The organism is Dyadobacter sp. OTU695, from assembly GCF_038440355.1.
In the GTDB taxonomy this organism is placed as follows: Bacteria; Bacteroidota; Bacteroidia; order Cytophagales; family Spirosomataceae; genus Dyadobacter.
Map to the genome: position 1 here is coordinate 1 of NZ_JASATN010000017.1, position 24,399 is coordinate 24,399.

Consider the following 24,399-nt stretch of genomic DNA (forward strand, 5'->3'; position numbering starts at 1 on the left):
TACGGAGGTGGTTGCTGATGGCGGTTACCACACCTATGCATTGAAATAACGGTCAGGCCAGTCACCGCTTCAAGATCGCATAGTAGTTGTACTATTGATTGAATGATGACGTAGTTAAAGAAACTATTTTCTCTAAATCAGCTAGCATTTCGTTCGGCATTTGTTCGGTTGCGGGCACAAAAGCTCCCTAGCTTTCGCTAAGGAGCTTTTTTCATTTAAATCCTTGAAAAACTGCAATTGTCGAAAGTCCGTTTCGACAATTGCAGCAAGTGTTTTTGGTTCGGCTCCTATGAAGTTACAGACAGTCAAAGCTTGGTGACTTATTTGTCCCGGACTGCTATCTTTAATGCCGAATCTTTTGATTCCAACCTTCCGTCTTTCTGTGTTATCAAAATGAAATTGCATTGAAATACATTCTACTTACCTTTCTGTGCCTATGCCTGGCCCTTTCTGCGCATGCGCAAATACCCGTCGACTTTCAGTTCTGTACCGGCACTGGTGAGCTTTGCGTAACCCCCAGCGACTCAACCTATGAACTTTGTCTTAACCTTAAACCTGGCTTTTGTGACACGAAAGAATATGAAATCAGGTGGGGCGACGGCAAAACGGAGCGCATCACGCTGACCGCCGAAAAGAAAGCCACACATGTTTATGACCTTAGACAATTCGCCAAGAATTGTAGTGATGCCGAAATTGAATACAACTTCAACATTCGCGCCGTAAGCTGCGGAAATGATAACAAGGGTTATTTGCTGATATTTAAGAAAAGGCCGGAGGCCAGGCCGGTGATCGACGCCGCTTGCGCAGGCGCTGCCGTGACGATCAGGAACGAAAGCTGCCCCACTTACGATGTCGACTTTCTATGGGAATTCAGCGACGGCAGAACAAGCACTGACACCTACCCGTATCTTACTTTTACAGACCCGGCAAAAACCTATAAGGTCAAATTGACAGCCACTTCCAAAGTTTGTGGTTCCAGTACCGCGGAGACTGAGTTTAAACTCGCCAAACCACCTGTTGCGGACTTTAAAGTTTCGGGCGTGTCGATAATTGAAAAAGACACGGTGGTGTGCCTATCCGGCGGCGGGGTTATCGACCTCGACGGGAGTATCTCACAGGATGAGTCTGGCTACGCTTGGGACATTGATGGGGGAAAGTACAGTTTTCAGGGCAATACTAGTATCAACGGTGCGGCCATCAAGATCAAACTGGAAGAGGCCAAAGAGTATACGATTACGCTAACCGTAAACAACAGTTGCGGCAACAGGAAGATCACCCGAAAATACAAGGTAATTAGTACCACAGCGCCGTCCATTACCCCGCAGCCGGATGTCTGCGAAGAAATAGCCTACAGAGTTACTAATCCTATCCCTGGGGCAGTTTATACAATGAATGGCACCTCATTCCCGGCCGGGCAGGAGATTTCTGTGAAATTTGCGTCCGTGCCTTATATTGTCGTCGCCAAAGTCCAGAATGCCTGTGGTACGCAAACGGCAAGTGATACATTCAACGTTTCACCGGCCCAACCTGTAAAAATTGTGTCCATTCCCAAGGATACCCTCGTCTGTACAAGTTCCGGGCGCATTTTGCTTACCGCCAATCTACCGGGCGGTGAATGGAGCGGAGAGGCCCTTGAAACCGTTAACGGACAGAATTTCTTTGTCCCCAAAACTCCCGGTACTTTCAATATCACCTACACCCGCGGCACAGGTAAATGCGTGATGACCACATCTGTGAAGGTGTCTGTTGAAGGTATTCAGGCCACCGCTGATAACAAGTCCATATGCGAAGGCACAGCCTGGATCAAACTTTCAGGAACCCCGGCAGGCGGCCAATGGGCAACGGCTTCCTGTTCGGGTTGCATCAAAGGAGACACCCTGTTTACCACAGGATTATCCGGCAATGAGTTTGACATACGGTACAGCGTCGCAAGCAAGACCGGTTGCAAGGCAGAAGCGCAGGCAAAGGTAACTATTGGTAGCCCCAAAGCGGACTTTTCAATTCAGGATGGCTGCGCTGGACAGGCCTTTAACCCGGTCAATACGTCGTCGCGCGCGGAAGCGTATGTGTGGCTGGTCAATCATGTAGTCGTTGCCAACGAGGCGAATCCAGGATTGCAATTGTCTCCCGGTAAACAAACCATAACCCTTATCGCACGCGCAGGTACTTGTGCCGACACGCTTACACGGGAAGTTACGATTACGCGTCCGCCTGCGAAAATCAGTTTTATACCAAACGTAACAGCCGGCTGCGCTCCTTTAAAGGTGTCCTTCAAGGTAAATGGCGATGCCGAGCCTGGCATCGAATATGTTTGGAAAGTAAATGGCCAGACTGTTTTTAAAGGATTCCAGCTTCCAGGCAGCGTATTTGATAATACGAGCAGAAAAGATTCCGTATATGAAATCAGCGTAGCGGCTGACAATGCCTGCGGGGAGCAGACCGATGTTAAAGAGGTCACCGTCCGGCCGGGCACGCGTGCCGAGATCGGCGTCGATTCCACAATGCTCAGGTGCACCCCCGCTTCTCTCCTATTTTCCAATCGGTCCACGGGCCACGACAAAAAAACGTCGGTGTGGTCGTTTGGCGATGGCACCACGTTGCCATCCGCCGCCGATACACTGTCTCACCAATTTTCGGCGAAAGACAGCGCCAGCACATACATAGTCAGGTTGAAGGTCTCCGGCGAATGCGGAGCGGACAATGACTCGGTGGCCATTCGTGTATACCCTAGCACGGTGAAAGCATTGTATACCATTTCCAAATCGGAAGTATGCCCGGGTGAAGTTGTGCAATTCAAGGACGCTTCGGTTCCCAAGCCTGTCCGCTGGTTATGGCGGTTTGGCGATGGAACCATTGCCACCACCGCTAATCCGACGCACGCATTTTCCAAAAGCAAAAGCGAGTACAAAGTGACGCTTATAGCCTACACGGATTGCGGCTCCGACTCTACTCAATTGACTATCAGAACGAGCGAATCACCCGCCGGAACCTTTGAAAATCCCTCCCTGGCTTGCAATAATTCCTCCGTCAAGTTTGTCAACCAGTCGCCTCCTGAATTAGGGTTTGTGTGGGATTTCGGAGATGGGAGCCCGCTTGATTCGCTCAGCCATTCCCCCGAACATCTTTATCCGGGTGAAGGAACCTACCAGGTGACTTTGAGCCTATTCCGAAACACACAGGCTTGCAAGGTGGTCGCTAAAAAAGCTGCGGTAACCATCGTTTCCCCTGCCAAAGCCGATTTTGGCTTCGTCGGCGACTCACTGTTCTGCGCACCCGGCCCGGTAGTCTTGCTCAATCATTCCGAACCTGCTGACCGATACTTATGGTATTTCAGCGATGGCCGGACTGCCGAAGCGAGAGTGCCTGCCCTTCCCTTCGAACCCGGCATATACGATGTAAAACTGGTGACGATAAAGGGCGGGGTCTGCATGGATTCAACCGAACGCGCGGCGGCATTTGTAGTACGGGAATGCCAGGTGGATGTCCCTCAGGCATTTACCCCTAACGGCGACGGCATCGGCGACCGCTATACATTGTTCGGGGCGGGGATCAGCAGGATCGGTCTTCTGCGGATCCGCAATCGCTGGGGAGAAATTGTCTTTGAAATGAAAGATGTCCAACCTGGCAGCCAGCAAGCGGGCGAATCCTGGGACGGGACTTTCGGTGGCAAGGCGATGCCCGCAGATATGTACGTTTACGAAGCCGACGTGCTCTATGTTGACCAAAAAAAATCCGGAAAACTACGGGGGAACATTTACCTGGCCCGCTAACATTTATGAAAAGAATTCTGCTTTTTCCCGCCGTGATTTGTTTCCTGTGTAGTTCGGTCCGGGCACAGTCACCACAATTTTCACAATTTTACGCAAACCCCATTTACGCCAATCCTGCACTTGCCGGAGATGCGGGAACTCCCCGCCTGATCGCCAACTATCGTAATCAATGGGCAACCGTGGGCACGGCATTTCAAACTGCCGCATTCTCGTTCGACACTTATGCCGAAGACCAGCAAATTGGCCTGGGAGTCCAGGTGCTTCACGACCAACGCGGCAATGCGCTGAAAAGTGATCAGCTCTCCAGCCAGTTATCGAAATTGGTGTACCTCGACGGCCAGAAGGAGCTTCGGCTGATCGGCGGCGTACAGGCTGCGTGGGCATTGAACCGGTGGAACGGGACCGACCTTACCTATGTCTCCGATTTTCTGGGCAGCCCGGACCCACTTTCCGGAAGTGCCATCCAACAAAACCGGTTTACCCTATCGGTCGGCGGCATTCTTGAATACGTGCCCAGGCATGAAGACTACGCATCTTACTGGATCAGCGGTGCCTGGCACAATATGGGCGTCAATAGTCCTGTCAGCATCGACCATCAACGGATCAACGTTCAGCTCGGCTCCAAAATCCCCATTGGCATTCCGGCTTTGTTTGGCAATAATCTTGGCAGTGACCTGAGCCGGGAAAGCGCGCTGAACTTGGGCATACAGGTAAGAAAGCAAGGAAGCTCGCGACAACTGGATGCTGGCTTTAACCTGATATTTTCACCACTGGTCGCGGGCATGTGGTACCGTGGGATGATCTGGGGCAACACCCGCCGCGACGCACTGACTGGGACCGCCGGATGGGCATATGGCAATATGCTTATCCAGGCCAGTTACGACCTTTCCGTGTCATCCCTCGGCCCGGATACCGGGTCTTTTGAAATATCAATCTGGTATGGCGTCGATGCACTGTTCCGTTTCGCCGGTAAAAGAACGACTGATCGCAGGGCACGTAAGTGCCTTCGTTACTAATGCAAGACGACCTACGATCAACAGGAGTAAACTTTTCATTAAGAAGTCTGCCCCTTACAGGGAGTCGGAGCTGAGCAGTGAATTCGGTATTTACATTACCCGGCCGGTGAACGCGACGATCAGCGGAAGCACCGTTATCAACAGCGGTGGGGAAACACTATTGTTTGTGCAGACCGACAACACCGTCCCTGAAACGGTCAGCTATCAACTTTCAGACGGCAAAAAAGGTACTTTTTTCGGCGGTTCCGGAAATGAGTTCATTAGCGTAAAGCCTGAACAAACGACTACTTATACTTTTACATCCGTATCCAATAGCTGTGGCGTCGGGAAATGGTCGGGCAGCGCGACGGTGGAAGTAAATCCGCCCAGCGAGCGTACCGTGAACGTAACAAGCTTTGGCTCTCCCACTTTTGGTTTTTGCGTGGGCGATTCGATTCTTGTCTACTTCGAGCAAATCGGCTTATTCACACCGGGCAATGTGCTGACCGTTCAGCTTTCGGACTCTACTGGAAGGACATTCAAATCGATCCCAACTGCCGGAAAAGCTTCTCTATTGCGCGCAATGCTCCCGCTCGATCTTTCGGCAGGCAAACAATACCGCATTCGCGTGGTGGCTTCCGATGCGGGTACTGCCAGTGGTGCTTACCGGTCGGCATTGTTTACCGGACAAAAAGCTACTGCCAAATTTGCGTCCGACTTTGCTGCTTATAAGGAGGGCAGCGATCCGGCAGCTGTCGTGCTGTTATCGGGAAGCGGCCCGTGGCAATACGAAATTGGCCTGGGCAACGACAAGCAAACCATGTATACTGCCAGCGCCGTCGATTCCGTGATACTTTGGCAGGCCTTACCCGGCCAGGTTTACAAGCTGCTGACTGTGTATGGCCAATGCGGTCTCGGGAATGTATTGGCTCCTTCTACGGTGATGGTATCGCTCATTACGGCGGAACCCGGAGCTGTGAATGCGCGTGTAATTGTAGCGCCAAATCCGGCCAGAGAGTATTTGCAAATCACCTTTGAAACCGCGCGTCCCAGAAATGTCACGTTGTACGACAGCCGGGGGATTTCAGTTTGGCAAGGGAAGTTTCAAAGGCAAGAAGAAAGTCTCAGCATCGCCAAGTTTGTTCCGGGCGTGTACCTATTACGGATTGAAGAATCGGGTAAAGAACGTGTTTACCGGGTTGTCAAGCATTGATCGGTATCGTTCATTTATCGATCCAGACTTCGAATTGGCCAATCGGTACCTTGTCGTTGGCCAGGTAGCGGATCGGGACCCTGGCCAGGATCGCCTTTCTGCCAAGAATTTCGTCTAGCTGACTTTTCAGGGTTTCAGCAGTCTGACTTTCATTTGGATGAAAGTATTTAACCGCGTTGCCAAACCTGACTGAATTCCCGATATGCTGGATGGAAGGGACGATCGCGCCTTTTTCGAGCAGCGCTGCTTTCAGTGTATCCGAAACCTGGCTACCCTTGCGATCGTGAATGTAAACGATCAGACCAAGAAAGGGTTTGGGCGGCTCGGCTACCACAACGGGTACGGCAATCTCATGACCTGCCGAAATATGCGGCCTGGATGGTTTGATGTCTTTCTTAGGTTTCTCCGGCTCCTTGGTGATCAGCGAAACCCGCCAGGTGTTCAGTTGTTTATTAAGATCCTGAATGCTGTCGTTCATTATTTGAAGCCTGTCTTCGGAAACTTTAAGTTGTTTGTTCGCATGCTTCACCTGGATCACCAGGACAATGGTCGAGATAATGAAAACGACGGCCAATGCCAGCGCCAGTACGCTTTGCTTTTTAAGGGAGGTAATTTCCTGGCTCAGGCGGCTTTGCGCGTGTTCAAATTCTGGGAGAGTGCTCATAGGGTCTGGAGAGGATTACAAGAGTCGGAGTTTTTTGCGCATGGAATCATCTACCAGCTCGGGGTTTAATTCGGCTGTTACGTAACGCTGCTGGTTTTTAAAACCAAAGATTCCAACACAGCAGGAAGCAACACCGATGCCGGCCACCTTGATGTCGTCTTGAAAGAAAATCCCGTATGCGATAATGGCCAACCCAAGCGCGAAGAGCAGTGCCGAAAGCCATATTTGTCCACGGTCCCAGAATGAGCCGCCTGATATCAATTCTTTCCGTCCCGGTGTGATGACGCCTATTTTCCACCAGTCCTTGCTGTCAAGTTCCGAAAAACCTTCCCTGACAAACAACTCCCACCGGTCCTTATCGTCGCTGCTTTCCTTGACAATTCCACGCCAGCTGTTCAATGCCGTCGAAGTTTCCGGCGCGATTCGTCCGTCCTTGATCATGGTGTTGACCGCGTGTTCAAATGCCTCCCGGATGGTGTAATCAGTGGAAGAGACGGCTTCATAAAAGTTTTTCGAGAAGTCTTTGGCAACGCCGTCATTGACCTTTCCCCGGGTAGCGATCACGGCCTTTATGTTTTTCTCAAACAGGAGGTTAACCTGATCGTGCGTCGCGCAGCCGTTCAAAAAGACGACTTTCAGGTTTTGCGCTTCACCGAGCAATCCGGCAAGTCCTTTGGCGTAAGCGGAGCCATCTTTGAAAAGCAAGTGCTGCGAACCAGCGTGCCCACTGAAATGAAAAAGGATGATCCGATGCTTGAATGCGCGGATATCGTCGTCGATCTGCCTGGGGTCCGCTGCGCCACGCGCGGGATACAACACATTAATGCTTTTTGGTGAGGCTGTTTGCTGATACTTTTCCCACGAATCGGTGATAACGCGGTACTCGTCCTGTAAAAAATCCAGATAAGGATCGTTCGGATCACCGCTTTGCGAAAAGTAGGACAACACCACAGGCGTGTTAATAGGGCTACTGTTAGACGTACTGGCGGGCATACTCGTTACAGACTGATTTCTTCCATTATAAATATAGCTTCAATTTGTTGTATAATTCGCTTCAAATAGCTATTATCTTTCAACGAGATCACAATCCGTGACCAGGCCGTCGGAGGTCAGATAGACGAGTATATAGGTATCCGGCTGATTGGAATGATAGCCAGGGACAAACCGGGAATACGCCCAGGTTCTGCGCTGTTGTGGCCTACGGGTTTTCCCAAAATTCATACAATAGTAACATTGGTCGGGTTTATCCTTAACTAATGCATCTTATCTTGCTCGCTTCTCGACAACTCATTCACTACCCCATGAACTCAGTATTTCAAAGCCTCGATTCGACCAACAAGAGAATCATCGTAGTGGCGATTTCACTAACAGCCGTTTTGCTCGGAGCAAGTGTATTTCTTGCGACAATATCCCAATCTTTTGCGCAAAGCAAAAGTACAACCGTCAACAAACCACTTATTGGGCTAGGCTGTGATGCAAGCAGTGTCTACTATTTCGATTCGAATTACAATTTAAAACGGAAACCAAAGAGCTCAGCGGAGTGGGAGTTGGAAAAGTGAGCGTTCATAGCACCCGAATAAAATCCTACTGCGAATTCTCGCCTGAATGCGTTTGCGAACATCCCATGAAGTCCATATGCCCCATAATCGGCGCGCCCGGAGGCATGTCGAGCACCGAACCGGGTTCAAACTTGATGGGGTTCTTGCCAAACTCGTCGATTTGAGACAATGCGAACAACATATTCGCCTTTTGCTTGGGTGCTGCCGTGGCAAGCTGCCCTTTCAGCCAGTCGCTCAGTTCTCCCACTTTCAGCAACGCTTCACCACGCACATTTTCGGGTGCCTTGGAGTCGGCGGCAAGCATGAGCAGGTATTTCAGCGAAAGGTTGTTAACCAAAGTTTGCAGTTCGCCCTTGTATCCGTCCAATGGGGATGATTTCCAGGTTTTCTCAAAAAGCTTGTCGATTACCGGCATCAGCCCAGGTTGCTTGGCATCGCGTGCATTGTACTCAATCAGGCGCGCGGCGCGCTCAGGATTAAGCAGGTAGGACAGCGTGGTACCGGCCGCGGTTTCGGCAGCCGCAATGGGGTCGAATGTCGGACCTGTGTGACCTGTAAAGGTTTCCAGGCTCGCCGGGTAACCACTCGGGCGGGGCGGAATTTTGCTGATCAGCGCATCCGGCAATGCCAGCGCTTCGGGGGTGATCGTACCGAGCAGCGATTCGAGCGCGCGCCATTGTTCTTTCGGCTCGACCATCCGGGTTGTTACCTGGCCGTCGTTCTTGACAGCATGGGTAAAATAAAGCCCTCCCACCGACTTTGCCACGGCTTCAACCTGGTAACGATGGAGCAGATAAATCGGCACCAGCACTTCCTCGATCGTCGCCATCGGCTCGCCTTTTTGAATGGCTTTTTCGGAAAAATTATCGAGAACCTTCCTGCGGACCTTCATAATATTGGTCATCTGATCGATCGGATTAGCGCCGTCGTCCCACTGGTGCGACGTTGGGTGCGCATTACCACCGATGTCGGGGATATACAAAAAGCCTTGTTTGAGCGTTTCCTGCATGATTTTTTCAAGCCCCGCCTCTTCGTCGGCACCCTTCGGAAACTCGGTATAGCCCCACATCACTGCGCGCTTGTCCCAGGCGCCGATGCCTTTTGCATAAGAATCGGAAATATCGACCGTACCGTCCGCTTTCAGCGAAAATCTTGGAAACGGATAATCCATCACCGATCCACGGTCTTTCGGACTGGCGGCAAAATTGTGGTTAAAACCAAGCGTATGCCCTATTTCGTGGGCCGAAAGCTGCCTTACACGCGCCAACGCGAGCTCCTGCATGGCATTGGTGGTCTTTTTACCATCTTCATAAGGCTGCAAAAGGCCCTCGGCGATGAGGTAATCCTGGCGGTGGCGATCCGAACCGAGCGTTACAACGCCTTTGATGATTTCTCCTGTCCTGGGATCGATATACGAGGCACCAGACGAAAAGCCGCGCGGCGCACCGGTGCGGTTGATCCAGTTCACGACATTGTAGCGGATGTCCATCGGATCGGCCCCCTGCGGCAATTCTTTCACCTGAAAAGCATTCTTGAACCCGGCCGCCTCGAATGCTTCGTTCCAATATGCGCCGCCCTCGATCAATGCGGTTTTCACGGGTTCGGGAGCGCCGCGGTCGATGTAGTACACAATGGGTTCCACGGCTTCACTGGGCGCATTACCCGGGTTTTTCTTTTCCAGACGGTGCCTGCGAATGAACCGCTTGACGATGGGCTCGGTCATCGGCGCAGAAAAATCCATATAGCTGAACATCCCGAATGCGGATCTCGGATCGAAGCGCCGGGGCTTGTAGTCGCCGTCGGGCAGCTCCACAAACGATTGGTGCATATTGATCGTTACCGCGCCGGGGTCGGGCGCTAGGCTGCTGCCTCCGCCTCCAAAACGGTTCACATTCGGCGAGCCGCCGGTAAAGGTGACCATCGCTTCGAATTCTGTGTTCTTAGGAAAGTTTTTCGTGTTTTCCATGTAAACAACCGAGCGGGATTCGTCGAGCCGGTAGGTACCTCCCCCGCTGCTTGGCTGCGGCACACTGACGGGCCCGCTCACGCGCCGCACCCCTAGCCGGGCTGCGATGTTCTGGCTGTCGCGGATGATGAACGGTGTGAGATCCACGAGCAGTTTTTCACCCTCCACAGCCACCGGCGCAAAGCCCCAAATGACCGATTTTGCGAATGCATTCTCCACCGCTTTTTGCTCGTCGACATTCTGCGAAATAGCCCGGTAATTGGTTACTGGCTCCACCAGCAGTACCTTCGGGCCCACTTTTATGAATTTGGCGAGTGCCGAAGACGCTTGTCCTCGCTCGGGACCGCCATTGCCTACGCCTTCCGAAAGTGACGCGAAATAAAGAAAGTCCTTGTCGAGCTTATCCACTTCGAGCAGCACCCTTCCTGTTTTTTCATCATAATAGAAATTAAAAAAGCCTTCGTACTTCTTCATGCCTTGTGTGGCGGAGGCAATGCTCGTTGCGGGGGCCGTTGCCCCAGGCGTGGAACTACGCTGGCCGGACGCTGCGCCCTGATTTTGCGCAAAACTGAGGGTACCGGCTGCCAGTAAAACAGCCAATGCATAGAATCTCAACTTCATAGGATTCGGGTTATGGATGAATGATTTAAATACTATTTTACCTGCTCGGCCTGGAGCAGGAACACCTCCGACCGGAAATCGCCGGTTTTGTTCAGCATCAGCTTACCCCTGATCTTCACAGGCTTGTCGGTATACCCGACTTCCTTCACCATTTTGATCTCCACCATCGATGGAATATCTCCCTGCCCGCAATAAGGGCACTGGTCCATCGGCACCACCGCGAGCATAAACTCCCTGTGGTTCAGGTCGGCATTGATCGGGATCATGTAGCCAGGCAATTCGACGGTCTTGTTCTGCAACGCCTCCAGCCGGGCCGGAAACGCCGGGACCATCTTAAAATCGGCGTTCTTCTTGTAGGTACGTTGTGCGATGAGCTTCCATGTGTCGTTCATCAGCGGGATATGCGCCGGCGGCTGGGCCATACCGGCGTATCCCGACAGCAGGAAAATCAACAACAGCCATTTATTGGTAAGAATCATTTCAAACTTTCGACATGGTTTCAGAAATATCGTTCCGGTAGGCCTGGATGGCCGGCAATAGTGCGGCCACCACCCCAATTAGCAGGCCGGCACCGAACAGCCAGGCTTCTTCGGGCAAAAACACGAGGGCGTCCAGCCGCGCCTGCGGCGAGTCCTGCCAGTAACCTATCCAATGCAGTGCGCCGTGCCCCAGTACGATTCCGGCTAGTGAGCCGAATGTGGTTAGCAAAGCCCCTTCCAGCAGGATCATCGCAAAAATCACCTCACGCGATGCGCCCATCACACGCATGACCGCGAGGTCGTACACGCGTTCGCGCAGGGAATTGTAAAGGCTTACGAATACGCTTACGCCCGCCAGCAGCATCAATGCGATGGCGAACCAGCGTATCGCGTCCACGCCAACGCCGATTAATGCAAACAACCGCGCGCTTTCCTTCGCCGGAGAAGCCGCCTGCATGGTCGTAGAGCGGTTGATCATCGAGGGCATGGCCACCATCGCCATTCTCGACCGGTATTGCAGGAGCATGGAAGTGATTTCCCGTTTATCCTCCGCGCCATGCATTTCCCAGATGCTTTCCAGGCCGGTGAGCACCAGGTTATCGGCCACATTTCCTTTCCTTTTCAAAACACCGGTAATCGTATAGGGATGATCCTGGTGAACATCCTCGTCCGACGAAAGCCCATGCGAACCATAAATACGGTCGCCGGCTTTCAGGCCCTGCGCCCGCGCCACTTCCGCGCCGATAACGACTTCAAATGCCTTCGTCCAAAAATGGCCCGTCGCCAATTCCAGGCCGCGCAGGCTTACATAACCCGTATCGGTGCCCACAATGCGGAAACCTGCGTAGTTATCTCCTAATGCAAGCGGTACCGCCTTTTTCACCATCGGGTTAGCTGCCAGCAGTCGCGCCTCATTCTCGCTGATATTACCGGTTGGAAAGTCAATAAAATAAATGCTGCTCAGGATCAACTGTAACGGGCTACCCTTCGCGCCCACTACGAGGTCCACACCTGCTGCATTGTCGCGCAGCCGCTCTCCCACCTGCTTCACACCCAGAAGCAGCATGGCCAGCATTCCCGTACCGAATGCGACCAGCAGCAGGTTCAATGCAAGCGCGGTCGGGTTGGCTTTAAGATTTTTCCAACTGATCAGAAATACGTTCATGGGAAAGATCGATTATAAAATCCTTGAAAAAAGCCTCTTTAACCCGGTCGTCGTGCGTGGAAATAATCAGCGTAGCACCTTCGGAGGCCGCCAGCCCGGATAGCAGACGAATCACGGCATCGGCATTGCGGTTGTCCAGGCTGCTGGTAGGCTCATCGGCCAGCAGCAATGCCGGCCGGTTCACGAGCGCCCGTGCAATGCCCACGCGCTGCGCCTGGCCCTGGCTCAGTTGCTGCGGGTAACTGCCTCGTTTATGGTCCATATCCAATGCATTCAGCACCTCCCTGATCCTCAAAACATCCTTCCCAAACCCTGCGAAACGTTGCGCGAGTACAAGATTCTCTTCCACGGTCATGCTTCGGATCAAATGCGGTTGTTGGAAAACAATGCCAATACGCCGCCCGCGAAACCGGTCGAGCTGCTGGGCAGAAAGAGCATACAAATCCTTCATATCCAGCACCACACGCCCTTGCGAAGGCCGCAGCAATCCACCAAGTATATGCAGCAAGGTCGTTTTCCCGCTTCCCGATTCGCCCAGTAAGAGCCACTGCTCGCCGGAGCCGACGTTCCAATCCGGGAAACGTAAGGTGGCGCCATTCGCGAAGGTTTTAGTCAGGGAAGTGGTTTGCAGCATGGGGATTTGTGGGGTGTGGTCATGATTGGTCAGGTGTTGTCAGGTTTGGTCAGGTGTTGTCAGGGCTGGTTAAGTACTGTCAGATATAGTCAAGAGTAGTCAGATGTGGTCAAGTATTGTCTGCTCGCGAGGAGCCTTCTCTTATAGTCTGGTCAATTTAGACGCAGCTCCGGAGGAGCTTTCTGTTTTTAGCAATGCATTGAATCGGGAATCGCTGGCTCCGTAGGTGCCTCCTGATTCTGCGCTGCCGGTTGCGAGGCGACTCCTGACGGAGTCCGACGATTCGACGCGGATCTTTTTTGCTACAAACAGGGAGCCACTCCGTGGCTGGCCTGGCCCCTCAATGCTTATCGCCTCAGGCGGTATGTAAACAATTCCCGACGATCTTGATGACATTTGACAACGTCCGACTAAATCTGCGCCTCCTTGGCCATCTCTGCCGATACCTGACAAATACTTGACCAAAACACTACTCCTGACAATGCCTCACTAGTCTTGACTATTCTTGACAATGCCTGACTACACTTGACAAATACTTGACCACACCTGACTGCACCTGACTGCACCTGACAATGCCCGACTACTCTTTACAATACTTCACCATTCCTGACTAAAACAAACCCGTTATTTGCCCGCACTACCGCCGTCCCGCACCGTTGGATACTTAATCCCAAGCTGTTCGAGATACGTTGCATATTTGGTCGGGTCGTAATAGTATTTCTTCATTTCCGGCCGGAATTCTGACATGATCTTTTCGTTCAGATGAATGGCCGGCTTGTCGGTGGCTGAAATCAGGGCTTTGTATTTGACGTCTTTGGTCTGGACATTGTTGAAATAATCCCAGGCATACCGCAGCACTTCGGGTTTTACGAGCAGGTCGAGCAACGTCATGGCCTCCACTTTCGCGCCGGCGGTAACTCCTTTGTGGGCAATGGGCGTAGCCATAGCGATCGCATTCGCCCAGTGGTGGCCCGGAAGGCCGGGAATGTTGGCCGGATAACGCAGTACAACAGTGGGCAAATTCCAGGAAATGTCGGCAATGTCGTCGGAGCCACCACCACCGGTATTAGGCGTAGCCGAAGGTTTGGATAGCTGGCTTAATGTCGTAGCCAGTCCGTTGGTTTCAAGTGCGCCGCCTTCGGGATTTTGCATTTCCTTCTGTGCAGCTCTGGCCAGAACCTGGTCTTCCTCCGACCATTTGGGCAAACCCACCCGCTTGATATTCTCATACATCGTCTCGGCAATGGCCTGGTTGAAATGACCCGGCCAGGCGCTGCCCAGCACTTCGTAGGTCATTTTGGTTTCAGTCATCTGCGCCGCGCCCTCGGCGATGCGGATACCGTCTTTAAGCATCTGGGTGATCTTAGGGTAAGTCCGCTCGCGGAAATAATACCACACCGACGCCTTGGAAGGCACCACGTTAGGCTGGTCGCCGCCGTCTTTAATTACGTAATGCGAACGCTGAGTGGTTTCCATGTGCTCGCGGTGGAAGTTCCAGCCGATATTCATGAGCTCCACTGCATCGAGCGCGCTCTTCCCTCTCCAGGGGGCAGCACCCGCGTGAGAGGCCTGTCCTTCGAAGTTGAACTGCACCGATACCATTCCGTTATTGCCGCCGTCGCCATACGAAACCGACAGGTTGTTAGCCACATGTGTGAAAATACAGGCATCGACACCTTTGAAAAAACCATCGCGGACATAGTAGGCCTTGGTGCCCAACTGCTCCTCGGCCACACCCGGCCAAAGCATAATGGTGCCAGGTATTTTTTCACGTTCCATGATCTTTTTCAATGCAAGCACCGCGGTGATGTTAAGCGGCTGACCCGAATTATGCCCTTCCCCATGACCAGGTGCACCTTCAATAATGGGATCATGGTAAGCTACGCCCGGTTTTTGGGACGCTTTTGGAATACAGTCAATATCACTACCTACGGCAATTACCGGCTTTCCCGAGCCCCATTTGGCCGTCCAGGCGGTAGGAATACCGGCAATGCCCTGCTCGATGGTAAAGCCATTTTTCTTTAAAATATCGGTCAGGTACTTTGAAGTTTCGACCTCCTGGAAACCCAACTCGCCAAAGCTGAATACCATGTCGACCATTTCCTGGGTAAACTTCTTCTGGCTGTCGATCTCTTTGGCCATTTCCGTTTTCAGCGCATCGATTTTAGCGGGGTTCATTTTTACCTGCGCCAACGAGTCCGCCGGTAAAGCCAGCATTGCACTTGCTGCGCAACCCATTCCCCAATGCCTCATTCTCCGGAACCAACCATCTGTTTGTAAAAGCATGTCTGGAAGCATTTAAGTGAAAACCTATTTCCCTGTACCTGAACTTTTTTCCTCTCTGACCGTGGGGTATTTAATCCCTAACTGTTCGAGATAGGTCGGATATTTGGCAGGGTCATAATAATATTTTTTCATCTCCGGCCGGAACTCCTCCATGATCTTCTTATTGAGATGGACAGCCGGCTTATCGGTTTTAGAAATAAGGGCCGTGTACTTGGTGTCCTTGGTCTGCACTTCGTTGAAATACTTCCAGGCATTGGTCAGGATCTCGGGTTTTACAAACAGGTCCAGCAACGTCATCGCCTCCGCTTTCGCACCCGCGGTCACGCCTTTGTGCGCGATGGGTGTCGCCATGGCAATGGCGTTGGCCCAATGATGACCTGGTAATCCCGGAATATTGGCAGGATAACCCAGGACAATTGTCGGCAAATTCCAGGAAATATCGGCAATATCATCCGACCCTCCCCCGCCTGCCGACGCCGTCGCCATCGGTTTTCTCAATTGGCTTAATGAAGTGCTCAAACCGTCGTTGGCACGCTCGCCTCCGAAACCTATGGCAGGACTATCAACCTCTTTCTGCAATGCGCGGGCTAGCTTCTGATCTTCCTCGCTCCATTGCGGCAGGCCAACGCTCTTGATATTTTCGTACATCGTCTCGGCAATGGGCTGATTCATATGTCCCGGCCACGCGCTGCCCAGCACTTCGTAGGTCATTTTGGTTTCGGTCATTTTGGCGGCGGCTTCTGCAATGCGGATTCCGTCTTTATACATCTGCGTGATCTTCGGATAGCTGCGCTCGCGGAAATAATACCAAACCGAAGCCTTGGAAGGCACCACATTGGGCTGATCGCCACCATCGGTGATCACATAGTGCGAGCGCTGGGTCGTTTCCATGTGCTCCCGGTGGTAATTCCAGCCGATATTCATCAGCTCCACGGCATCCAATGCGCTCTTCCCGCGCCAAGGTGCCCCGCCTGCGTGGGAGGCCTGCCCTTCGAAATCGAAGCGGACCGAGATCATGCCATTGCCTCCGGTGTCACCATAGGAAGTGCCCAGGTTGCTGCTAACATGTGTGAAAATGCAGGCATCCACGTCTTTAAAATAGCCGTCACGGACGAAATAGGCCTTAGTAGCGAGCTGCTCCTCGGCTACACCCGGCCAGAGCATAATGGTACCCGGTATCTTTTCGCGTTCCATGATCTTTTTCAATGCCAATACGGCTGTCACATTCAACGGCTGACCGGAATTGTGGCCTTCGCCATGTCCCGGTGCACCTTCGATGATAGGGTCGTGATAAGCTACGCCCGGCTTCTGCGAAGCTTTTGGAATACAATCTATATCACTCCCCACCGCGATTACCGGCTTGCCCGAACCCCATTTAGCCGTCCAGGCAGTAGGAATACCCGAAATACCCTGTTCGACAGTGAATCCGTTCTTTTTGAGAATATCCGTCAGGTATTTCGAAGTCTCGACTTCCTGAAAACCCAGTTCTCCGAAGCTGAATATCATGTCCACCATTTCCTGGGTGAATTTCTTCTGACCGTCAATGTCCTTGGCCAGTTCGGTTTTAAGGGCGTCGATTTTGGCGGGAGTGAGTTTTACCTGCGCGCCTGCGAGGCTGGGGAGCAGCATGATGGCTGCGAGGTAGCTGAGTATTTTTGCAGATTTATTCATAGGATTTTCGGTTAGAGTACCGGGGCTTCGACTGCGCTCAGCCTGACAGTGCTTGTGTCAGGCTGAGCGCAGTCGAAGCCCGGTACTAGATCAGTTTATTAGTTGACAATTCCGCATTCGGGATCGGGAAGATGTATTCGGGCTGCGAGGGTGAAATGGCCGGCGCCGAAAGCCCGCCGCTGCCTTTGGCCGGGATCGTGAGCAGGTTACGCAGAAGATCGTTTGAGCGCAGGCCTTCTCCCAGGAACTCGATGCGCCGTTCGGTCCAGATCGTTTTTACCAATGCCTCCGCCGTGGCAATGTCAGCCGCCGGGAAAGCGTAAGTAGCATCCGAGCGGAGCCGCACGGCTTTCAGCAGGTCCACCGATTTGGCCAGATCACCAGTCTTGGCAAGGGCTTCGGCATAGTTCAGCAGCACTTCGGAATAGCGGAGCAGCGGCACGTAGTCGGTGGTCGGGTTGGTCTGATTGTATTTTTTCAAATACGTAAGCCCACCCGCTACTCTCGTAAATGCAGTTTTCCGGACGTCGGTAGCCGGCCAGGTGGGCTCTCCGAGGATCCCCGTCGGGTTCAGGTTATATTCCAGATTGAGATTATACTCATAGGCCAAAGAATTCTGGCCACTTACCAGGTTCAGGGGGGTCATCGGCATCGAGAAGATCGATTCGGCGGTGGTATAATCCGTAAAAAACACGGTGGTAATGTTGGGTTGCAGCTGGTGTTTCACGCCAGATGGAGCGCTGAACGGCATCGCATCCGAGACGATCTTCTTCGCTTCGGCAACCGTTTTGGCATAATCGCCCATCGTCAGGTACACCCTGGTTTTCATGGCAATAGCCGTATTCTTATGAGCGCGGGTCGTGTTCAGCAAAGCAGTTGAATAGCTGGCAGGCAACCCGGCCTCTGCATCGTCGAGGTCTTTCAGGATTTGCGCATACACTTCCGCCACCGTGCTGCGTGCAAGGTCGTTGTTGGCCGGCGTACTCTCGCCCTGCAAGCGCAAAGGAATGCCCGGCGAGGCGCCTTTATCCTTCACGTAAGGCTGTGCATAGCGGATAATCAGCCCGAAATAACAGAATGCCCGGACAAATTTCGCCTCCGCGACATACTGCGCTGCCGTGGCTGCATCCACGACGTCGGGATGCTTCGGCAGGCCATCGATCAGCAGGTTCGCCGAATTAATGGCAGTATAGGAAGTTCCCCAGGCCGAAGAGGCGTCGTTGGAGCCGGAGGTCACGGTGTGGCTCCAAGCATCGTAGCCGGTAAAGACATTCTGCGTACGGTTGATAAACTCCTCGCCGCGGATATCTGCCAGCATCAGGTAACGGCCGCCGTAAAGGTTAGGGTCTTTCATTGCACCGTACAAACCATTCACCTGCCCCAGTACGCGGGCCGGCGTGTCGAAAATGTAGGCATCCTGCAAGGCGATGTTCGGGACCGGATTGAGCAGCTCCTTTTCATCGCACGAGGTCATCAGGGCCGTCATAGGCAATGCCAAGCAGGCCAGCCGGAACAGCAGGGTATTCACAGGCTTCATAGGAGTGTTTTTGAGAATATTTTTCATGATCAGAAACCCAGGTTTAAACCAAATGTGAATGTGCGGCCTTGCGGAATGGAGTTTTTCTCAACCCCGGGCGTCGTATTGGAATTTCCATTGACCGAAATCTCGGGATCGGTACCGGTGTATTTGGTCAGGATAAACGCATTGAAAACCTGCGCATACAGCCGCACCGAGCTCAGCCCCAGCTTGCTCAGGATCGGGCCCGGAACCCGATAACCCAGCGAAACCGACTGTAACCGCAGAAAATCGCCTTTCTCGGCATTCTCCGATATCGGCCACGACGAGCCGTTCGAAAGCAGATCGCCATAGACGACGCGTGGAATGTCGGTTACCTGCCCCGGCGTGGTCCAGCGATCGAGCACTTCGGTCGTGTTGTTCCAGAAGCGCTGGTCGCGCCAGGTAGCCTTTGTACCATTCATGACCAGGTTCCCTCCCGAGTAGGTGAAGTTTACGCCCAGGTCCCATTGGCCGTATTTAACATTATTGATAAAACCACCATAATAGGTCGGCAGGGCATTGCCGAGTAAATAGTAATCCCCCACCGCGATGGCAGGTGCGGGAGAGCCGTCCAGATACGTCCAGCGGCTGCCTCCCGCAGGCACCACGTGGCTGTACTGCACACGTTCGCCCGCCTTGTTGATGAAGATGCGCTGGCCATTTTCGGGATTCACACCATCCGTTTTGGCCCCATACAAGCTCCCTACCGAGTAGCCAACGCGGGTAATGTTGGTCGCCTCCGCTGCCGTGGATGTGGTACCCACCAGCTCGGTTCCCTGCCCATAAAGTTCGGTGACCTTGTTTTTATTATGCGTGAAGTTCAGACTTGCATTCCAGCTCAGCTTTCCTCTGCGGATAATGTTCGCATTCACGCCAAGCTCGATGCCGTGGTTGTACATCGATCCGATGTTCATAAATATCGCGCCGCCCGGGATTCCCTTCGAAGGAGACTGCGGCACATTGAGGATCAAGCCATTAACGCTATTGGCATAGTAAGTAGCTTCAAGGGTAATGCGATCGTTCAGGAAGCTCACGTCGGCGCCTACGTTCGTCTGATTGCTCGTTTCCCAGCCCAGATCGGGGTTGCCCCCCTGGCTGAAATTCCAGGTCGGCACGGCTGCATAGAGATTCGATTCATACAGTGCGAGCGAACCGTATGCGCTCACGCCCGAGTTGCCCACGCGTCCCCAGCTTGCGCGCAGCTTCACGCTGCTCATAATATCGGCCAGTTTTGAATTCTTATAAAATTCTTCCTCGGAAATGCTCCATCCGCCTGACACCCCACCGAAATTTCCGTACTTCTTCCCGCTGCCGAGTGCTGAGTTGCCGTCGCGGCGGTAGTTGAGGGTGAAAAAGTATTTTTTGCCAAAATCATAGGTAAACCGGGAAAATACAGAGACTAATGCACTTTCTGTCAGCACATTCGCGGTCGGCGAGATTTGACCGTAACTTCCCTGAAACTCGTCAAAAAAGGGATCCGAGAGCTGCGTACGGGTCGCTCCCCAGCCTGATGTTCCAAACTTTTGAACGTCATAACCAGCAAGCAACGAAATGTTATGTTTGGTTGCGATCGTAGTCTGGTAGTTCAATGTGTTTGTCCAGTTCCAGTTGCTGATCAGCCTGCTGCTGTTGGTGGCGCTGCCGTTGGAAGAGTTTCCCGGACCGTGAACGGGACTGTTGAAACTTACATTCTCGACTTTCAGCCGGTCCATCGCGTAGCTCATTTTGTATTGCAGACCTTTGAACAACTTTACAGTTGTCCCGAAGTTGGCGATAATACGGTCGTTTTCGGAGGTGTACTTATTCAGGTCCAGCAATGGTACGGGGTTGTAAAAATTGCTCGCCACTTTATTGTTGCCCATTCCCAGCGTGTTGGAGGAGCTCAGGTTGTAAGAGCCATCGGGGTTCACCGCGTACACATTCGGTGCCGAAAGCCAGGCCAGCCGCGCAGATCCCACCAACCCGAAAGCATTACCGCTGAGCGAACCCGTGTTGGGCGATGCATTCAGGCTGGTATTGTAGTTGATATTTCCGGAAAACGACAGCCACTGGTTCAGCTTGTGATCGATATTGAAACGGGCTGCTTTGCGGGTAAACTGGTTGGTTTTCAGAATCCCTTTCTGGTTGCTGTAATTAGTGGAAAAGTAATATTTCGTCGATTCCGAACCCCCGGAAACACTGATGCTGTGGTTTTGGGAAACGCCGGTCTGATACACTTTGTCGTACCAGTTGGTATTCACAATAGAGCCGTCTTCCTGTATAATAGGAAAGAAAAGCGCCGACGCTACGGCATCGTTGTTCGCATTGCCGCCCAGAATCTTGGCATTCATCACACCCTCATTTTTAATATCCATAAATTGCTGCGCGTCCAGCATTTTTGGAAGACGGGTCGCTTTGGTCATACCTGTCCAGCCTTCGTAGGTCACCTTCGCCTTGCCAGTTTTACCGCTTTTGGTGGTGATCAGGAGCACGCCCGCTGCTGCGCGCGAACCGTAAATGGAAGTCGATGCGGCATCTTTCAGCACGTCAATCGATTCGATATCAGCCGGGTTAATGTCGCCCAGCGGGTTGTTGGCCACCGTGGTATTGGCAGCAACATCCCCGGTGTTAATTGGAATGCCATCCACCACTACCAATGGGAACGAGCTGAGCGAGATCGAGTTGACACCCCTGATACGGATCACGGGAGGGTTGTTCAGCACGCCGTTCGGCTGACCGATGCTCACGCCAGTAGCGCGACCGGCCAACCCCTGATCGAAACTTTGTACCGGCATATCTTTCAATTTATCTCCCGAAACCCGCGCCGCAGAACCCGTAAATTCCTCCTTGGATTGCGTGCCATAACCTACCACCATCAGTTCACTGAGCTGCTTGGTACTGCTTGCCAGCTTAATGCTGATCGCCGACTGCCCGCCAACAGCCACCTCCTGCGCCACGTAGCCTACGTACGAGAACACAAGAACAGGGGCACCCGAGTCGGATACTTTGATGATGTATTTACCATTCATATCGGTGATGGTACCGGTTGAAGTACCCTTTACGAGCACGGCAACACCCGGCAATGCCTCGCCATTTTCGTTATCTGTCACCACACCGGATATTTCGCGGTCGGCCGGACGGACCAGCGATGCGAGCAGGATTTCTGTTTTCTGGATCTGCCCGGTTGTTCTGGACTCTTTTTCAACGATGACCACTGTACCCCTTTGCTCGCGGTAATCCAGCCGTGTCGGGCCCAGCAGTTCGTCGAGCACCTGGTCTACGGGCTTACGGTTTACGTCGATATTGACCCGGTAGGGCGCCACGAGTTCTTCATTATATACAAATTTAAAGCCGGTCTTTTTCTTGATCAGGTTGAATGCCTCTTTCAGGCTCCTGTCGTGAAGCGTAAGGTCGATCGTCACTTCCTGAAGGCTCTGTTTAACCTCACTTCCCGCTTGGGCGGAAGGTATTGTCAGCAGTAGCACGAAAAGCAGGAAAAACGCGGTCAGGCGTGTCCATTTGTGTATGGACAGTAAACTTCTGGTACAATTTTTCATACCTTTGAATGAGTTGGGGTTAATCGTGAAACATTAATTCCAGCTTCCGGATAGCAAGATCAGTCAGTGATTGGCGTTACGTTCTGATTTTCACTATCATTCTTCCGGCGGGCTTCGGCTTGCCGGATTTTTTGCGTTAAAAGGCTGTCGTTCATTACATAGGCTCCGGGTTCAAATGGGGCTTCTTTTGGTGGTAAGGGTTATCTGGTTGTTTTCAAAGCGGTATTCCAGGTTGTTGGCCAGCGATAGCAGGTCGAGTATGCGAGGGAGGGAGTCGGTTGAAGCAAATTCGGCAGACATATGGTATTGGCGTATCGATTCCTCTGCCCGGATCTTTACATCGAATTTGTTTTCAAGAATAGCAATTACATTAGCGAAGCTCTCATTGTCGAACAGCAGCCTGCCCTCCTTCCATGCCACGGCATTGGCGCTATTCACATTTACCTTTCTGATCTCACGGGTCTTCATGTCGTAGTACACCTGTTCATTGGGCAAAAGTATCTTTTTGTCGGGCCCGCCGGGACCTTCCGCCTTCTGTACTTCGACCTTCCCACGAGTAACGGTAACCAATATACTTTTCAGAAAATGGTATGACCTGATATTAAATGCGGTGCCCAGCACCCGCGTCGTTGTGCCGGACGCTTCTACAAAGAAGGGTTTCAATTCATCCCTTTTGATATCGAAATATGCCTCGCCGTCGACCAGCGTCACTTTCCGCGTTTTACCCTCGAAACGGGCCGGATACTCCATTCTGCTCGATTCGTTGAGCCATACCGTCGAACCATCCGGCAGTTTCACTTCCTTTCTTTCACCCTTCACCGTGACGACAGAAACCGTGTTTCCAAATAGCCGGAAAGGATCCTGTTTCCACATAAAGAACGACAGTCCAAGTACCAGCAGCACAGAAGCCGCGATCCGCAATGTCCGGAAAACAGGCGTCCACGACCTGGTCTGCAATGGTTTCACAATCCCTGCTTCTGCTCTGCTTTCCTTGTCGAGCTCTGAGGCCAGTGCGTCATTCAGCTTACCTTCGGCCATCAAACGAAAGAAAATATCCAACTCTTCCCTGCTCAACGAATTGGCAACGTAACGTTTGACGAGTTCTTCCAGGAATCTCTTTTCTTCCATTTCTCCGGCTATTTATGATGAAGACGGGCGAGGCGGGTTTTAGGGTACCTCCTTGTTAAAAATTTTTTGTCATTTGTCGTCAAGGGTAGTCGAGTATGGGCATGGGTTGTTAGGGGTTGACAGGGGTAGTCGGGAGTGTGTACGAAAAACAATCTCCGACAACAAATTCCAAACCTAACTACAAATGACCATACCTGACAATAATAACCTGACCACATATGTCCATACCTGACCATACGTGACTACAAATAACAATACCTGACATACTTGACAAATCCCTGACTACACCTGCACAACGATCACCAAACCAACATCACATAGATAACCAGTGAGTTAAATGACAATCCGAAGCTCTTGTGTGCAGAATATTTGATGAATTTGATCGCTTTTACCATGTGTTTTTTAATGGCATTGCGGGAAATACCCAGGACTTCGGCTGCTTCCTCGTAGGAATGCTCCATTTCGCGGCAGAGGCGAAAAACTTCCCGGTCGCGCGGGGAAAGTTCGAGTAGTACTTTTTGCATATAATGCCGGTATTCTTCGGATTGCAGAGATTCCTCGACATCATTAGCATGTTGAAGGGATGCGCGAATGATCTCCTCACGCACCGAACGCTCGGTGGCAGCGCGGCGAAGAAAGTCAAGTACGCGGTTTTTCGATACTGTGAAAAGATAGGCCCGGAATGATTGCAGGTTGGGCAAAGTTTCGCGTCTCTCCCACACTTTCAAAAATATCTCCTGGCAAAGGTCCTCGGTCTGCTCAGTGGATTTAACAAATTTGAGAACGTAGCGACTTATTTCACCATGGTAGTGCCGGTATACCTCATCGAAAGCCTTGCTGTCTCCCAAAGCAATGTCTTGCAGCAGAACAGTTTCATCGAGCGTGTCCATCTTTGAGTAAATCTTTTATCCTACCAAATATCGTCTCCCTAATTTAGCCACATATTCATGAAAATTTCAAGATTTAATAAATTTACAGATCATTAATTTCGAATTTAGTTGAAATAGATTAGTATAATTATGGTTTTTATAAAATAGGTGAAATAATCTATATATACCAAAGGATCTCACGCTGGATCTGGTCCGGAATAAAAAGACCCGGTCCGGGGACCAGGTCTTGGAGTATCAACAGGCTAATCATACTGATGTCAGATA

General features: G+C 52.0%; 16 protein-coding genes. 3 read left to right on the forward strand and 13 right to left on the reverse strand.

Features of this window, described 5'->3' with window-relative positions; translation table 11 throughout:
* The first annotated feature begins 404 nt into the window (after positions 1 to 404).
* The 3 genes from AAHB90_RS24935 to AAHB90_RS24945 are packed head-to-tail and all read left to right on the forward strand — an operon-like array spanning position 405 to position 5,978.
* Positions 405 to 3,770, forward strand: a complete 3,366-nt coding sequence (locus tag AAHB90_RS24935; RefSeq protein ID WP_342087946.1) for a PKD domain-containing protein — start codon at positions 405 to 407, stop codon at positions 3,768 to 3,770.
* A 5-nt stretch (positions 3,771 to 3,775) separates the two neighbouring features.
* Positions 3,776 to 4,786 (forward strand): PorP/SprF family type IX secretion system membrane protein, encoded by a 1,011-nt coding sequence (locus AAHB90_RS24940; protein WP_342087947.1) that lies wholly within the window; start codon positions 3,776 to 3,778, stop codon positions 4,784 to 4,786.
* On the forward strand, positions 4,719 to 5,978 hold the full coding sequence (locus AAHB90_RS24945) for a T9SS type A sorting domain-containing protein (protein ID WP_342087948.1): 1,260 nt from the start codon (positions 4,719 to 4,721) through the stop codon (positions 5,976 to 5,978). Before AAHB90_RS24940 ends, AAHB90_RS24945 begins: the two co-directional genes overlap by 68 nt.
* A 10-nt stretch (positions 5,979 to 5,988) precedes the next feature.
* Here AAHB90_RS24945 and AAHB90_RS24950 read toward each other — a convergent pair whose 3' ends face one another.
* The 13 genes from AAHB90_RS24950 to AAHB90_RS25010 form a co-directional block, all read right to left on the reverse strand.
* On the reverse strand, positions 5,989 to 6,642 hold the full coding sequence (locus AAHB90_RS24950) for a hypothetical protein (protein ID WP_342087949.1): 654 nt from the start codon (positions 6,640 to 6,642) through the stop codon (positions 5,989 to 5,991).
* A gap of 15 nt (positions 6,643 to 6,657) precedes the next feature.
* Positions 6,658 to 7,635, reverse strand: coding sequence for a CHAT domain-containing protein (locus AAHB90_RS24955; protein ID WP_342087950.1), 978 nt, complete (start codon positions 7,633 to 7,635; stop codon positions 6,658 to 6,660).
* Positions 7,636 to 8,226: 591 nt separating this feature from the next.
* A complete protein-coding gene (locus AAHB90_RS24960; RefSeq protein WP_342087951.1) occupies positions 8,227 to 10,788 on the reverse strand; it encodes a zinc-dependent metalloprotease in 2,562 nt (853 codons plus the stop codon).
* A gap of 32 nt (positions 10,789 to 10,820) precedes the next feature.
* The gene (locus AAHB90_RS24965; RefSeq protein ID WP_342087952.1) at positions 10,821 to 11,267 is read right to left on the reverse strand and encodes a hypothetical protein; all 447 of its coding nucleotides are present in this window, start codon (positions 11,265 to 11,267) and stop codon (positions 10,821 to 10,823) included.
* Between the two features lies 1 nt (position 11,268).
* Positions 11,269 to 12,432 carry an ABC transporter permease gene (locus AAHB90_RS24970; protein ID WP_342087953.1) on the reverse strand — a complete coding sequence of 388 codons (1,164 nt, stop codon included), beginning with the start codon at positions 12,430 to 12,432 and terminating at the stop codon, positions 11,269 to 11,271.
* Positions 12,398 to 13,066, reverse strand: coding sequence for an ABC transporter ATP-binding protein (locus AAHB90_RS24975; protein WP_342087954.1), 669 nt, complete (start codon positions 13,064 to 13,066; stop codon positions 12,398 to 12,400). Before AAHB90_RS24975 ends, AAHB90_RS24970 begins: the two co-directional genes overlap by 35 nt.
* A 141-nt stretch (positions 13,067 to 13,207) precedes the next feature.
* The gene (locus tag AAHB90_RS24980) at positions 13,208 to 13,462 is read right to left on the reverse strand and encodes a hypothetical protein (RefSeq protein WP_342087955.1); all 255 of its coding nucleotides are present in this window, start codon (positions 13,460 to 13,462) and stop codon (positions 13,208 to 13,210) included.
* A gap of 228 nt (positions 13,463 to 13,690) precedes the next feature.
* On the reverse strand, positions 13,691 to 15,283 hold the full coding sequence (locus AAHB90_RS24985; RefSeq protein ID WP_342088075.1) for an amidohydrolase: 1,593 nt from the start codon (positions 15,281 to 15,283) through the stop codon (positions 13,691 to 13,693).
* A 93-nt stretch (positions 15,284 to 15,376) separates the two neighbouring features.
* A complete protein-coding gene (locus AAHB90_RS24990) occupies positions 15,377 to 17,023 on the reverse strand; it encodes an amidohydrolase (RefSeq protein ID WP_342087956.1) in 1,647 nt (548 codons plus the stop codon).
* A gap of 85 nt (positions 17,024 to 17,108) precedes the next feature.
* Positions 17,109 to 18,587 carry a RagB/SusD family nutrient uptake outer membrane protein gene (locus AAHB90_RS24995; protein ID WP_342087957.1) on the reverse strand — a complete coding sequence of 493 codons (1,479 nt, stop codon included), beginning with the start codon at positions 18,585 to 18,587 and terminating at the stop codon, positions 17,109 to 17,111.
* A gap of 2 nt (positions 18,588 to 18,589) precedes the next feature.
* A complete protein-coding gene (locus tag AAHB90_RS25000; RefSeq protein WP_342087958.1) occupies positions 18,590 to 22,117 on the reverse strand; it encodes a SusC/RagA family TonB-linked outer membrane protein in 3,528 nt (1,175 codons plus the stop codon).
* 171 nt (positions 22,118 to 22,288) lie between these two features.
* Positions 22,289 to 23,245, reverse strand: a complete 957-nt coding sequence (locus AAHB90_RS25005; protein ID WP_342087959.1) for a FecR family protein — start codon at positions 23,243 to 23,245, stop codon at positions 22,289 to 22,291.
* 299 nt (positions 23,246 to 23,544) lie between these two features.
* A complete protein-coding gene (locus tag AAHB90_RS25010) occupies positions 23,545 to 24,135 on the reverse strand; it encodes an RNA polymerase sigma factor (RefSeq protein WP_342087960.1) in 591 nt (196 codons plus the stop codon).
* Positions 24,136 to 24,399 lie beyond the last annotated feature (264 nt).

Coding starts and splice junctions, on each gene's coding strand:
- AAHB90_RS24990 (WP_342087956.1), bottom strand. CDS start 17,023: ATGAATAAATCTGCAAAAATACTCAGCTACCTCGCAGCCATCATGCTG.
- AAHB90_RS24975 (WP_342087954.1), bottom strand. CDS start 13,066: ATGCTGCAAACCACTTCCCTGACTAAAACCTTCGCGAATGGCGCCACC.
- AAHB90_RS24965 (WP_342087952.1), bottom strand. CDS start 11,267: ATGATTCTTACCAATAAATGGCTGTTGTTGATTTTCCTGCTGTCGGGA.
- AAHB90_RS24980 (WP_342087955.1), bottom strand. CDS start 13,462: ATGTCATCAAGATCGTCGGGAATTGTTTACATACCGCCTGAGGCGATA.
- AAHB90_RS25005 (WP_342087959.1), bottom strand. CDS start 23,245: ATGGAAGAAAAGAGATTCCTGGAAGAACTCGTCAAACGTTACGTTGCC.
- AAHB90_RS24945 (WP_342087948.1), top strand. CDS start 4,719: ATGCACTGTTCCGTTTCGCCGGTAAAAGAACGACTGATCGCAGGGCAC.
- AAHB90_RS24995 (WP_342087957.1), bottom strand. CDS start 18,587: ATGAAAAATATTCTCAAAAACACTCCTATGAAGCCTGTGAATACCCTG.
- AAHB90_RS25000 (WP_342087958.1), bottom strand. CDS start 22,117: ATGAAAAATTGTACCAGAAGTTTACTGTCCATACACAAATGGACACGC.
- AAHB90_RS25010 (WP_342087960.1), bottom strand. CDS start 24,135: ATGGACACGCTCGATGAAACTGTTCTGCTGCAAGACATTGCTTTGGGA.
- AAHB90_RS24960 (WP_342087951.1), bottom strand. CDS start 10,788: ATGAAGTTGAGATTCTATGCATTGGCTGTTTTACTGGCAGCCGGTACC.
- AAHB90_RS24985 (WP_342088075.1), bottom strand. CDS start 15,283: ATGCTGGCTTTACCGGCGGACTCGTTGGCGCAGGTAAAAATGAACCCC.
- AAHB90_RS24950 (WP_342087949.1), bottom strand. CDS start 6,642: ATGAGCACTCTCCCAGAATTTGAACACGCGCAAAGCCGCCTGAGCCAG.
- AAHB90_RS24940 (WP_342087947.1), top strand. CDS start 3,776: ATGAAAAGAATTCTGCTTTTTCCCGCCGTGATTTGTTTCCTGTGTAGT.
- AAHB90_RS24955 (WP_342087950.1), bottom strand. CDS start 7,635: ATGCCCGCCAGTACGTCTAACAGTAGCCCTATTAACACGCCTGTGGTG.
- AAHB90_RS24970 (WP_342087953.1), bottom strand. CDS start 12,432: ATGAACGTATTTCTGATCAGTTGGAAAAATCTTAAAGCCAACCCGACC.